Annotated in this window: 12 protein-coding genes and 3 pseudogenes; 8 read left to right on the top strand and 7 right to left on the bottom strand. The window is 58.9% G+C overall.

Annotated elements, in window-relative coordinates:
• The 5 genes from istA to ABD059_RS17650 all read right to left on the bottom strand — a co-directional run.
• Positions 1 to 1,133: IS21 family transposase (istA, locus tag ABD059_RS17670; RefSeq protein WP_343882480.1), on the bottom strand; the 1,133-nt coding region annotated here is incomplete at its 3' end.
• A 790-nt stretch (positions 1,134 to 1,923) separates the two neighbouring features.
• Positions 1,924 to 2,277, bottom strand: coding sequence for a hypothetical protein (locus ABD059_RS17665; RefSeq protein WP_343882478.1), 354 nt, complete (start codon positions 2,275 to 2,277; stop codon positions 1,924 to 1,926).
• A gap of 110 nt (positions 2,278 to 2,387) precedes the next feature.
• Entirely contained in the window at positions 2,388 to 2,816 is a 429-nt protein-coding gene (locus tag ABD059_RS17660; RefSeq protein ID WP_343882476.1) for a hypothetical protein, read from the bottom strand.
• On the bottom strand, positions 2,813 to 3,091 hold the full coding sequence (locus tag ABD059_RS17655) for a hypothetical protein (RefSeq protein WP_343882474.1): 279 nt from the start codon (positions 3,089 to 3,091) through the stop codon (positions 2,813 to 2,815). The genes ABD059_RS17660 and ABD059_RS17655 overlap by 4 nt, the downstream gene beginning before the upstream one ends.
• A 260-nt stretch (positions 3,092 to 3,351) precedes the next feature.
• Positions 3,352 to 3,861, bottom strand: coding sequence for a hypothetical protein (locus tag ABD059_RS17650; RefSeq protein ID WP_343882472.1), 510 nt, complete (start codon positions 3,859 to 3,861; stop codon positions 3,352 to 3,354).
• 241 nt (positions 3,862 to 4,102) lie between these two features.
• Here ABD059_RS17650 and ABD059_RS17645 point away from each other — a divergent pair, with 241 nt between their 5' ends.
• Positions 4,103 to 4,639: a hypothetical protein gene (locus ABD059_RS17645; protein ID WP_343882470.1), complete on the top strand. Its 537-nt coding sequence runs from the start codon at positions 4,103 to 4,105 to the stop codon at positions 4,637 to 4,639.
• 62 nt (positions 4,640 to 4,701) lie between these two features.
• On the opposite strand, the gene ABD059_RS17640 is transcribed toward ABD059_RS17645, so the two are convergent.
• Positions 4,702 to 5,280, bottom strand: a complete 579-nt coding sequence (locus ABD059_RS17640) for an ArsR/SmtB family transcription factor (RefSeq protein WP_343882468.1) — start codon at positions 5,278 to 5,280, stop codon at positions 4,702 to 4,704.
• A gap of 74 nt (positions 5,281 to 5,354) precedes the next feature.
• Between ABD059_RS17640 and ABD059_RS17635 the strand changes: the two genes are divergently transcribed.
• Positions 5,355 to 6,602 (top strand): MFS transporter, encoded by a 1,248-nt coding sequence (locus ABD059_RS17635; protein ID WP_343882466.1) that lies wholly within the window; start codon positions 5,355 to 5,357, stop codon positions 6,600 to 6,602.
• Between the two features lie 46 nt (positions 6,603 to 6,648).
• On the opposite strand, the gene ABD059_RS17630 is transcribed toward ABD059_RS17635, so the two are convergent.
• Entirely contained in the window at positions 6,649 to 7,242 is a 594-nt protein-coding gene (locus ABD059_RS17630) for a hypothetical protein (RefSeq protein ID WP_343882452.1), read from the bottom strand.
• A 158-nt stretch (positions 7,243 to 7,400) separates the two neighbouring features.
• Between ABD059_RS17630 and ABD059_RS17625 the strand changes: the two are divergent.
• The 6 genes and pseudogenes from ABD059_RS17625 to ABD059_RS17600 all read left to right on the top strand — a co-directional run.
• A pseudogene (locus ABD059_RS17625) lies at positions 7,401 to 8,628 on the top strand (IS256 family transposase).
• A 215-nt stretch (positions 8,629 to 8,843) separates the two neighbouring features.
• The gene (locus tag ABD059_RS17620) at positions 8,844 to 9,356 is read left to right on the top strand and encodes an RNA polymerase sigma factor (protein WP_343882449.1); all 513 of its coding nucleotides are present in this window, start codon (positions 8,844 to 8,846) and stop codon (positions 9,354 to 9,356) included.
• Between the two features lies 1 nt (position 9,357).
• Complete coding sequence (locus tag ABD059_RS17615; RefSeq protein ID WP_343882447.1) at positions 9,358 to 10,080, top strand: hypothetical protein; 723 nt, start codon at positions 9,358 to 9,360, stop codon at positions 10,078 to 10,080.
• A gap of 81 nt (positions 10,081 to 10,161) precedes the next feature.
• On the top strand, positions 10,162 to 10,635 hold the full coding sequence (locus ABD059_RS17610) for a hypothetical protein (RefSeq protein WP_343882445.1): 474 nt from the start codon (positions 10,162 to 10,164) through the stop codon (positions 10,633 to 10,635).
• Positions 10,636 to 10,666: 31 nt separating this feature from the next.
• Positions 10,667 to 10,798 (top strand): annotated as a pseudogene (locus ABD059_RS17805) (IS30 family transposase); the annotation flags it as partial.
• A gap of 502 nt (positions 10,799 to 11,300) precedes the next feature.
• Positions 11,301 to 12,000 (top strand): annotated as a pseudogene (locus ABD059_RS17600) (IS3 family transposase); the annotation flags it as partial.
• Between the last annotated feature and the right edge of the window lie 81 nt (positions 12,001 to 12,081).

Genomic DNA, 12,081 nt, shown 5'->3' with positions numbered 1-12,081 from the left:
GTGATTCGCTGATGCCTAGCCACAATCACGCGCCCGTCGAACACTACGATCTCAGAGGCCCGTAGTGAGACACGGACCTTCCTGCCGATGAAGCGGGCCGGCACGGAGTACTTCACCATACGCACGGTAATCATTGAGGACCGGTCAACCCTCGGCGTCAGCACCAACCCCGGATCGAACGTCTCCGCCGGCAATGGCGCCAAGAGCGGTTGTTCAGCGTCGAAGTCCTGACCGACGGTACGGATCCTGTCGTTGATCCGCCGGCCCTCGTCCTCTGCCTCCCACACCCGGATGCGGTCGTTGAGCTCATCCAAACTAGCGACGACGGGCATCGGAGAGAGCCGGTTCCGGCGGAACCGGCCTACCTCACCTTCGACCCCGCCTTTTTCGTGGGCGCCGGTGATGCCGGGTTGGCAGTAAAACGCGTCGAAGCCGTAGTGGGAGCGGAACAGCACCCACCGGTCGTTCTCGACCCGCTGCCGTCCCTGCCCGAAGACCACCGACGTGACCGCGCTGGTGAGGTTGTCATACCGGATGTGCTTGGTCGGGACACCGCCGAGAGCGGTGAAAGCGTCGATGTGTCCCTCGAGGAACGCTTCTTGCGCCTGGGTAGGGTAAACCCGGTGGACCGCTTTTCCGGAGTGGGAGAGCCGGTAGACGAACATGTGGCACTTCGTCTTCACGCCGTCCAGGACGACCCAGACCTCCCCGAAGTCCACCTCGGCCTCCGCTCCGGGCGCGTGCTCCTGAGGAACGAACACCTCAACTCTGCGGCCGACCTCAATGTCGATCTCCGCACGGCGAACCCGGACATAGTCCCGAACCGTGGAATACGAAAGCTGCTGAGCTCCGTGCTCTTCGATTAGCCGGACAAGGATCCTTCGCGCGGTGTGACGTTGTTTCCGAGGCGCCGTCGTGTCCTCGACGAGCATCGCGTCGATCGCTGGCTTGAACCCATCAAGTCGTGGCGAGCGACGCGCCGGTCTCTTCCGCTCCGGCGGCTCTGCTGACGCTAGCGCTGCCCGTACCGTGCGGCGGTGGACTCCATGACGAACCGCTAGCGCACGAACGGAGAGGCCCTCCATCCGGGCGTCCCTTCGGATCGCTGCGAATACCTCCACGCGTACTCTCATTCCTGACCTCCACCACTGGAAACGAATCAATGATTCCAACGCTGGGGTGGGGCCGCTTCAAACCGTCACAAGAAGCCCCGCGAGTCGCTAGGTGGGTCCGGTTCAAACCGTCACAGTGGGGCCACTTGAACCTGTCACAGTCACCTGCTGCTATTCGCCTTCTTTGCCAGCTGGCGCGGTAATTTGCGGGGTTCCCCGGAGGAGACCGCCAATACTGACCGTTACAACAAAAACCGCAGTCCAGATCAGCGCGTGCTCAAGGGGGCTTGGTTCTCTGAAGGTTCCGCATACCGCTCCTTTAACCGAACTGTGGTGGTGTCGGACCTGGTCGCATCGAGTTCTATTACTCCGAATCGGGCGGCTGCGAGAGAGTATTGATGGTATTCACAGCCGGACCCTCGGAACGAATCAGACGCCGCCGCAGAAGCAAGCGGTTGTTGTGCCGGATATGTTAACACGCGGCCATTTCCTATTCCCCTCGGGTCCTCAAATTCGAGACAGGGCCCAAGGTCACCTATTCGGGCTATACCCTCTGCATCTTGCGGTGCTCTAAAGCCCTCGTGTCGTTCCGTTTACTGCCACAATCGACGGTAAAAACATGGCGACGGTCGCTTTGTCGTGTGCCAGAGTTTTCACGATAATCTTTCCCTCCAGTGTCAGGTGAGCATCAGGACTGGAAATGGAAAAGGCTCTAGAACCTCCATGATCGGTGTGCCCTTCTGAAACACAAGATCCAGGTCAGTAGCGAGCTGGGGGCCTAGCTATCCGTATCGGTTGTCCCCTTGATGGCTCAGGCTTGGGTCACGGCGTGGCCCTCGACTGTGGTGGACGCCGCGAAGGGTGGAGGCGGGGTAATTGCGCTCTCGGGTCGATCGCGACGCCACGGCTTCCGGTTGTGGATCTCCAAGAGTTGTGCGCCAAGACCGAAGAACACCATCGCGGCCCATACTGCGATGTTCAGCCATGGAATGTGGAGGGCAACGATGAGAATCACACCGCCGAAGAGCGCTTTCACAACGGGAGGTTGGTTGCCCCGGAACAGGAGCCGCCCGATGTAGTACGCGCTGAAAACAAACGTCGCTAACGTGAGAGTGAGCCACACCAATAGGCCAGCAAGGGCGATGGGCGCCCCAATGATCGTCACCAGTAGAACTAGTAAACCAATGGCGATGACCGGGCCTTGATCTAGGGCGGTTCTTCCCAATGATTAGAGAACTGTTGCCGGCACCTCAGGTGGGTGCCAGCAAACAGGGCTCAGACTGCAGCCGGGCGCAGGAAACTGAAGCAAACCCCAACGAAGACCAGGGTGGAAACCGCGAGAACCAGCAGGGCCGACATCCACGCAAACTCACTCAGACCTCCCGTTGCGGACTCGAATCCGACGAGGACTCCAACCGCGCACCACGAAACCACATGCACTCCTGCTGCCATCGAGCCGACAAGGCAAGCCGTGCCCCGTCGCGCAGCCCACCGTGATCCCAGCCGCCAGCTCAGCAAGAGCGTGAATCCCGCGAAGGAGAACAGAACGCCCCAATACAGGAACGGCGCTACGCTCGAGCCTTCCGCAGGCTGGAAGACGTTCCGCGCGGTGAACACACCTGCGGCCCGCAAGCCCAGGAATACGACCGCCGTGATCACGACTCCGACGAAGGCGGTGGAAAGAGATGCTTGCCGCTCAATCAACGCGGCCACCTAACTAGTGGGGGTGTCTTTCGCCCTGCCATCTGATAAACCACTAAAGCTGAAATCAGCAGAACGAGCGCGATGAGGCCCAGGATCATCCCGATCGTGCCGACGATCAGGATCACCGTTGGTGGACCGTCGATGGGCAGCCCTGCCGCTTCTGTCATGTTGTACTCGATCGCTGAAGCGATCGTTGCGCCCCCGTACAAAACGATCGCGAGGATAGCCGCAATGCCACCAGCTAACGCAAGCCGCCGGGATGAAAATTTTCGCATTACTACCCCCTTACTGTGACTGGAAACTCAAACAGTACCCCGCCGGTCCTATCGACCACCCGGAATAGACCGCCCCGGAAGCGAAGCCCTAAAGAGCTTTCCGCCGCAACGCCTCCATCTTCCGGTGGTGTGGGCTCAAGTCGGGCTGCGGAAGTGGACTGCACCCACGTTGACATTCTCAGCCGGAGGGTGCTCGCATGTGAGGCGCCACTACTGGCTGGTTCTGGGAGTAACTAAGTCACCATGAACAGCGGCTGGTCTCAGTCGGGGGTGTAGGGGCTGATGTCCAACTGGTCAACTCCGTGATCGTGCAAGGCCTCGACGACACGCTGTGTGGCGATGAAAGCAGAGTTCTGACACGTCTGGCCGTAGATGTTCTGGATGTCAGAGCCCGGGGACGGATCGGTCGCGAAGCCGGTGTATCCCTCGACAGGCGAGCCAGCGTGGTCTCGAATCTCGACGTCGAAAGTTCGGTAACCGGTGACCTCAGCGGCGCGAAGTGCCTCGATGAAACCAGTGGAAACAATCTTCAACGCCAGCCCACCAGTCCACAGCATGTCACCGAACTTCTTGCCTCCGTTGTAGGGAGCAAGCCATACCGGGAAGGGAAGTTCTTCAGGACGCCAGTCCACGATGAACGGATAGACACTGGTGACACCGTCGGGCATGTACCAGGGCTCTCCGGTGACCTTCGGCTTACCTTGTCCGTAGACCTCGAGCCACACGCAGTTGCGTTTCGGTCTGGCCCCTATGCGAACCCACTCGGACAAGCGCTCACCTTTCAGCAACGGTAGTAGCTCTGGTACTCAATCACCCCGAATCATAAGTGGGGACTCAAAGAATACTCCCCGCCCGAGCCATCACGTGGGGTGGGCTCAAATCAGGCTGGGGAAGTGGTCTCCAACAGCATTGACATTCTCACCGGTATGGCAATGTTTCTCCGCCGGTAAGGTTCCTTGAGGAGATACTAGACCTGACTTTCACAGCCGAGGGCGGCTAGGCATTGATCGTTTGTCCGGGAAGTCCGACAGGAAGATCGAGAATTTGAAAAAGCATGAAGAGGAGATGGCTTCGCATGGTGGTCGCCATATCGTCCGTTTGTTTTCCGGTTATGCAGGTTCACCTATATGGGCCGCGAACGGTCCCATTGATTATGCCGATTCGGTGTTGACGGAGGAACTCGTTGCAGATCTAACCGCCTGGGACAGCAGTTCCTATGGAGGAGTCGATGGTCTCCTTATTGAGAAATCGGAGGCGTCGGAGGCAGTGTCCGAAGAGTTGGCTGAGCGGCTCGCCGCTGAGCTAGGCGATGGGTTCGTCGTCTCTTGTGGTGGAGCCGCCGGCTCGCCCCGGTTCACTAGCAAGATGCCACCAACGAATCCCGACGCCGCGGCGGCCTTCACTAGACTGATTGATGAAGAGCTGAAGCTCCGTGACTCGTCGCCGAGCAACATGCATTACTACGCGCCGCTTTCCGGGCAGGCCTTCAAAGGCCCAGACAAGCACCGCGCTAGCCGGGACCCCGGAAGTTTGGGCACGACGCAATAGAACGTTATCGGGTGATTGGGACCGTTGAATGCGACAAGCAAACATCAAGCAGCCCCATCTCGTTAGTCCACGCTCCCTTTTTCGCTTTGGTCGTCAATCTGGTCCGCTGTTTTGTGAAGGATGAAGAGGCCTCCGTATGAAGGCTGATCGGATCGCTGCGGGTCGGTGTCGGTGTATTCGCTGAGCACTGAGTAGACCCGGTTTATGAGTTCCTCGGTGTCTTGTGGCGAGAGGTGCAATACGAAGCGTGAAAGGTTGGCGAGTGAGTCCGGCCCTGCTTCGGTAAGTTCCTCGCGCAACGCTTCCAGCGGCGCGAGGGGGCCTTCCGGGCCCGCGTCATGCAGTGCGGTATCTAGGTTCCACGATCTCCCTGTTGAACGGTATGGCTTCTCTAGTGCACCGCTTTCGCCAGTCCGAACCGCAGCGGGTTCGAGGAATCCTGCTGCGAGTAATTGGCGCACGTGATAGAGCACGGTCCCTGGATCGTGTTCTAGGCGGTCGGCTAGTTGTTTATTGGTCAGTTCGTGGAGCCCGCATAATCGAAGGATCCTCAGGCGCAGTGGATGAGCCAGTGCTTTGATTTCTTGAGCGTTTGCGGCCGGATTCTGCCGTACTGCGTCCCGTTGGTGGTTGTCGGCCATAGATCTATCCTATGGGTTATTTGGAAAAATCCACCCCCTTGAATTCTCTAAATCAATGTGCCATGGTTCAGGACATGGCAAATAGCGCTGCGCAAGTGAAAACCAAGGACGGAGTACCTCTCGGTGCTGCTTACTGGAAGCTGTGGATTTCTTCGGGCCTGTCCAATCTGGCTGACGGAGTTTTTAAGATCGCGCTACCCCTGATGGCGATTCAACTCACGCAGTCTCCGACGCTGATAGCCGGCCTCACCGTCGCCGCGACCCTTCCGTGGCTTCTCTTCGCCTTGACCGCCGGAGCGTTAGCCGACCGATTGGACCGGCGAAAGCTGATGCTATGGGCCAACCTGAGCCGTGCCGTCCTGCCCGCTTTGCTGATAGCGGTGATTCTTCTCGACCTTGGGTCCATTTGGGCTCTGTATGTTGTCGCTTTGATGGTCGGGGTAGCAGAAACTCTCTACGACACCTCGGCACAATCGATCCTGCCCCAAGTAGTGAACAAAGATCAGCTTTCACGCGCCAACGGCCGGCTCTACGCTGTTGAACTCACCGCCAACCAATTCATTGGACCTCCACTAGGCGGGCTGCTGATCGGCATCGGCGTGGTTGCAGGATTCGCCCTTCCGTCGGCCTTGTGGCTTGCAGCGGTGGGCGGGCTGCTCCTGCTACCTGGCAGCTTCCGGGTCGAACGGGAACAAAAGACCACACTGAGGTTCGACATCGGAGAAGGTCTGAAGTTTCTCTGGAATCAAAAGATTCTTCGCACCCTTGCGCTGATGACCGGCATCCTCAACTTCGCCTCCAGTGCGGCCTTCGCCGTCCTCGTCCTCTTCGCAGTCGGGCCCGCTTCAGAGATGAGGCTATCCGAAGTCGGATTCGGCCTCCTGCTGACGGCGTCCGCCATCGGGGCCTTCATCGGGTCGTTCATCGCCGAATCAGTGGAAGCGAAACTGGGTCGATCCAAGTCTCTAGCGCTCACCATTCTTGGGTGCGCACTGTTCGTCGGAGGACCAGCACTGACGAGTAATCCCTACGTATTAGGGCCAATTCTCTTCGTGGGCGGCTTGCTGATTGTGCTGTGGAATGTCATCACAGTCTCGTTGCGTCAACGTATCGCTCCGAACCGGCTATTGGGCCGTGTCAACAGCGCCTACCGACTTCTGGCCTGGGGGACCATGCCTCTCGGAGCGGCCGCCGGGGGCTTGTTGGCCCAGTGGCTGGGCCTGCAAGCCATGTTCGGCATCATGGGAACCCTAACCCTGGCGCTTATGGTGCTGATGTCCATTCTCACGGATAGAGCAATCACTGCTGCGGAGGCGGCATAGCTGAGGTTATGAAACCGCAGCAATACAACGAAGCTGCGGGACTGAATTAAGGAAGGGATACAAACGAGCTGGCCCTATCGTTGAAATCGAAGCGTTCAAGATCGGGAAATTCCACATACGGCAACCCGACAAGGTAGAGACGACGCCCCCCATACCAGGTGTGTTGAAACAGGATGTTTCCGCCCCAGGCCTTCGCCGACGAGGCGGTGTCATTGAACTTGTAGGGCCACCATTTAAAGTTTGGCCACGTGACGGTGAAGAACTTCGACCCACCACTGAAGTTTCGATCACGGTAGAGAAGAGCCGATCCGACCTCGGCATACCGGTGGTACTGATCCACCCGACCCTGATGCTCCTTCGGGTCCAGATGCTCCAGATCATGACTGAGCAGCTCTCCTCCACGGCTCTGAGCCCGCTGCATCAAGAAGTATTCAACGGTCAGGTCAGCATCCCCTACCACCTCCGAACGGATAGCACTCACCCGATCCTCTGCGGCTCGGAGACGCTGCGCGATGCCCTCATCAGCACGTGCAACAATCTCGACGACCTCTCCTGTCGACACACCTTCGTGAACTACCGGCGCGCTATCACCGACCTGCATAACTACCACAGCGCTGTTGGCTTCATCTTGGAAGGACATAGCACTGACCCTTTCTGTCTAGAAAGCCCTGGTCGGCTTCCTTGATCAAGTAAAGCTGCCATCCCGTTACCGGGCCGTTACTGATGGACCGCGGGACTGTCCGGAATTTGGTGTTTTTGGCCTGACACGTCGGGCATGAGTCTGGCGGGGAAGGTGCCGTGATGACGACACTGGATGCTGTGAAGAAAAACAAGGCGGATCCCTCTGCCGAAGAGGTCGCCGCGAAAGAGTTGGTGCGGATTGCGGCCGAGCAGGGACTTTCCCTGACCGGCCCCGATGGGTTGCTGAAGCAGTTCACGAAGACGGTTCTTGAGACTGCGCTGAATGAGGAAATGACCGATCATCTCGGGCATGAGAAAAGCCGGGCTGCCCAGGATCGGGAGACCTCAAACGTACGAAACGGATCAAGACCGAAAACAGTCCTGACCGAAGCGACCGGACATGTTCAGATCGAGGTCCCCAGGGATCGGGACGGGACGTTTGATCCGGTCATTGTGAGAAGACACCAGCGCCGGTTGACTGGTGTCGACGAGATGGTTCTCTCCCTTTATGCCCACGGCCTGACGACCGGGGAGATCAGTGCCCATTTCGCTCACATCTACGGGGCGCAGGTGTCCAAGGAGACCATTTCGAGGATTACCGAGAAGGTCTCCGAGGAAATGGCCAGCTGGTCCTCCCGACCTCTCGATAGCGTTTACGCGGCGATCTTCATCGATGCGATCGTGGTGAAGATTCGAGACGGCCAGGTGGCCAACAGGCCCATCTACGCGGCGATCGGGGTCTCGCTGGAAGGCGAAAAAGACGTCCTCGGCCTCTGGGCCGGTAACGGCGGTGAAGGGGCCAAGTTTTGGATGAGCGTCCTCACAGACATGAAGAACCGGGGCGTGAGCGATACGTTCTTCCTCGTCTGCGACGGCCTGAAAGGTTTGCCGGAGGTAGTGTCTAACGTTTGGCCCCTCACGACGGTTCAAACATGCATCATCCACCTGATCAGGAACACATTCCGGCTAGCGTCAAAGAAGGACTGGGATGCCCTCAAAAAAGATGTCCGCCCGATTTACACTGCACCGAATGCTGCAGCAGCCCGAGCCGCGTTGGACGAGCTGACGGATCACGCCCCTTTCTCGACTACGACGTTGAGATCCGCACCGTCTCATCTGCAGCACGAACGCAATCGAGTCGCTGAACGTACGATACCGGCGGGCCGTACGGGCTCGTGGACGTTTTCCGACCGAGGCTGCCGCGCTCAAATGCCTCTATCTCGTCACCCGGTCTCTTGACCCCACCGGTGCTGGCAGGACACGCTGGACCGTACGGTGGAAACCCGCGCTGAATGCCTTTGCCATCACTTTCGCCGGGCGTTGGCCGGCAGCCGAAACCTACTAACTAAAATGCTGGAAACACCGAAAACGTTACAGAGTGTTGCGGTGCGGGATCGGCATAAGGAATGGACGTTCGTTCCGTTGCAGGCGGCATAGTCATGGAGATCTGAGGGATGTGATTGGCCGGTCTACGGATCTCGTTTTGTCTCACCTGTAACATTTCTCGCTTGCGCCGAAACTAGAGGGGTAGAGGCAGTCACTGAGTCGTAAGGGGTAGATGTGTTCGGGGGGAAGCACGATCAACGATTCGCCGCGGTGGACCATCAGCTCAGACCGCGGGTTTTCAACTACATTTATCGCCGGGTGAGTAGCCGTGATGAGGCGGATGAACTGACCAACGATGTGTTCAGGATTGCCTGGGAAAGATATCCGGATGCCGGCGATATGACGGTAGCGTGGTTACTGGCGGTTGCCCGCAACGTGGTGGGTAACGAGTATCGACGACGGGAACGCGCCGGTCTGCTGATGGAACGTCTTCACGAATCTGTCCGGGTGGCAGCTCGGATCGATAACCCTGATGGGCGGCAGGAAGCCGTTGCTGCTGGTTTGCTTCGGTTGCGGGAGGCTGACAGGGAAGTGCTGTTGCTGGCGTACTGGGATGATCTTGCGGCCTCCGATATTGCCCAGGTTTTGGATTGTAGCCCGGCTGCGGTGAGGGTCCGTTTGCATCGTGCTCGTAAGGCCTTCGCGAAAACCATTCCCGCCAAGTTGTTGGCCGAGGGAGATGCCTGAAATGGACCCTATCGAACAACTCATTCGAGAGATTGACCCGGTCCGGACCGAGACCTTATACGGGGGCTCTGACTCGAACCGATCTGAGCTCCTGGTCTTCAGCGATGACCAGGGAAACCGAATTCCGTCGGTGGTGCCCTTGAACCGGCGACGCCGGTGGGCGGCTGCCATAGCCGCTATCGCGGCTGCGGCAGCGGTGGGTGTCGCCGTCGTTGTTAGCGGGAATTTTGGTGCCGTGTCCCCCCTTCCGGCAGATCAACCCAACCCAGCGGTGACCGGTTCGGCGGAGCCATCGGCTGTACCGACCCCCACGGCGCCGGTATCGACCGGTACGGCCGAGTCATCGGCTGAGCCGACACCCACTACACCTACGGCGCCCGTGCCGGCTGGGTCGCCGTTGGCGACTTACACGCCAGAAGGGGAGGGGTCAGCGGCCGCATCGTTGACCGGTACGTTGATCCTTGAAGGAGACTGTGTGTACATCAGAGCCGCTGAAACCCTTCGGTACGTGGCGTACTTCCCTAACACGGACGCGTCCTGGTCCGACGGAGTGTTGTCCTTCTTCGGAACCACCTATGAACTCGGGCAGGAAATTGCCGTAGGAGGTGGGGACCTTTCCGGTGTCATCCCCGTGGATGGGACCGAGGGCTATTACACGCCCGAGTCTTGCGTGGCGGACAACCAGTGGGTGGTGTCCCAGGTCCCCCCACTGCCCCTGGAGTAGACCGTCAGAGCCAGCCAACCCATCAACAACCATGAGTAGCTTTCACGCATTCAGTGTCATCAAATAGGGGGAATTTTGAAAATGATTAGCTCTTCACATCCAAATCGAAGCTTCGCTAAAGCAGCTGCAGCAATGATCGCGATGCTAGCTGTTTCCGGGTGCGGTGCGGCCGCCAACGAAGCTTCGCCTTCAGAAACGAAGACCACGGCAGTCTCTTCACCGACAGAAGCGGAGGGCGTATCTGGGAAGCCGACTGTTCACACCTTCAGTTCCCCGGATTCCGCTGGCCCGGCCGGGGCACTTACCGGCCAGCTCGTGGAAGTAGACGGCTGTCTGTTGGTCGTAACGCGTGCCGACGAACTCGTGTTGCCCATATTCCGTGAGGAATCCAACCCGGAATGGCGGAACGAACAACTGACTTTTGATGGCACCACTTTTCCCGCGGGAGCGATGCTGACACTGGGCGGCGGTGAGCTGCCAAGCACGGACATCGACCGCCAGGAGTCATGCGGCGATGTCACAAGCTGGCACACCTTCATGGTTTTGGAGGATTAAGGCGGGCAATTCGGTTGAGATCCTGGCTGGCCCACAAGGCCCCGACTTGAGCATCCACAGCGAAGCGGACCTCGACTGGGTTGCCGAGGAACTCAACGACCCACCCCGTAGAAGACTAGAGTTCAGAAAACCGATCGAACTGATCGAAGGGCTTCTGTTGCAACGACCACTTGAATCCGCCGATCCCTATATCGAACGGCATGGTCGTACTGGTGGAGTTTCGCCGACCCGTCCGACTATCGTGGCAGGCATGAGCGAACGCGAACCTACAGCAGAGAAGCTGCATCCAAAGCTTGAGGCGATCCGCTCGCGAGCGGTCGAGCGAGGCAGGACCGTCCAGATGGTCCATTCAACTGAATTAGTGGTCGAGGGGGAACGGAGCCCCGGATTTCTAGCCCAAAGCGTCACTTTCTTGCTGGGCCTCGTCGGTATGCGCAGGGCGATTGAGGCACCCGAGACGCAGCAGCCTTACAAGCTTGTCTATTCGATGAATTCCAACGGACGCGTCCACAAAGAACAACTCTGGGCTCCACACCGGATCTAGCGCGAGACCAGCGAACGCTCACAACCCTCCACCGTGTCGCGGTGAAGAATTGAGCGGCCTAAGGATTTCGGGCAGTGGGACCTTTTAAACTGAGGTTTCTACTGAAAGTGAGATCTGCAGTATGTCTGAATCGCGTCGCCGGTTTAGCCAGGCCCGGGAAGTTATTGATACGTCCAAGCCCGTGGTGGATGTCGCCAAGGCCTACGGGGTGGGGCCGGAGACCCTGCGGCGGTGGGTGATGAAATACCGCGAATCCCATGGTGGGACCGAGACCGATCTGAGCGTTTCAGAACGTGCCCGGCTGAAGGAACTCGAGCGGGCGAACCAGGAACTCCGGGCTGAGTCCGCGTTCTTGAAAAAAGCGGCCTCGTACTTTGCACGGGATCCACGGTAGTGGCGAAGTACGAGTTCATCGACTTCCAAAAGAACACTCTGGGGCCACGGACCCGGTGTGGAAGATGTGCCGGTGGCTGACTGTGTCGACCTCCGGATTCTACGGCTGGCTCTGCTGGCCCCGCTCTGCCACTGCGGTCCGCAGAGAGCTGCTGGCCGTGCGTATCTGGTACTTCTTCGAGGCAGCCGACGGGACCTACGGGTACCGGCGGATTCACGCGGACCTCGCCGCCGAAGGGACACTGTGTTCCCCGGAGCTGGTGCGCTCGATCATGCGTACCGAGGAACTGGTGCCGTGTCAGCCGCGCCCGTTCCGGGTCACCACCGAGGCAGACGCTGAAGGTGCTGCCGCGGTTCCGGACCTGGTGAGAAGGGACTTCACCGCGGACCGACCTGGCGCGAAGTTCGTCGACGACATCACCTATATTGGCTCTCCGTGGTTCGTGGTGAAAGCCGGGTTCGTGTCGTAAGCGTATAGGGGCTCGTGGCCCTGCTGAGATGGATGTTCT

The organism is Arthrobacter flavus (assembly GCF_039526005.1).
Classification (GTDB): domain Bacteria; phylum Actinomycetota; class Actinomycetes; order Actinomycetales; family Micrococcaceae; genus Arthrobacter_D; species Arthrobacter_D flavus.
The sequence above is the reverse complement of the archived record's forward strand: the minus strand, read 5'-3'. Positions and strand labels throughout refer to the sequence as shown.

What these genes read in the sequence shown, in the direction of transcription:
- ABD059_RS17655 (WP_343882474.1), bottom strand. Translation starts at nt 3,091, where the DNA reads ATGCGAAAATTTTCATCCCGGCGGCTTGCGTTAGCTGGTGGCATTGCG.
- ABD059_RS17615 (WP_343882447.1), top strand. Translation starts at nt 9,358, where the DNA reads ATGGACCCTATCGAACAACTCATTCGAGAGATTGACCCGGTCCGGACC.
- ABD059_RS17630 (WP_343882452.1), bottom strand. Translation starts at nt 7,242, where the DNA reads ATGTCCTTCCAAGATGAAGCCAACAGCGCTGTGGTAGTTATGCAGGTC.
- ABD059_RS17610 (WP_343882445.1), top strand. Translation starts at nt 10,162, where the DNA reads ATGATTAGCTCTTCACATCCAAATCGAAGCTTCGCTAAAGCAGCTGCA.
- ABD059_RS17640 (WP_343882468.1), bottom strand. Translation starts at nt 5,280, where the DNA reads ATGGCCGACAACCACCAACGGGACGCAGTACGGCAGAATCCGGCCGCA.
- ABD059_RS17635 (WP_343882466.1), top strand. Translation starts at nt 5,355, where the DNA reads ATGGCAAATAGCGCTGCGCAAGTGAAAACCAAGGACGGAGTACCTCTC.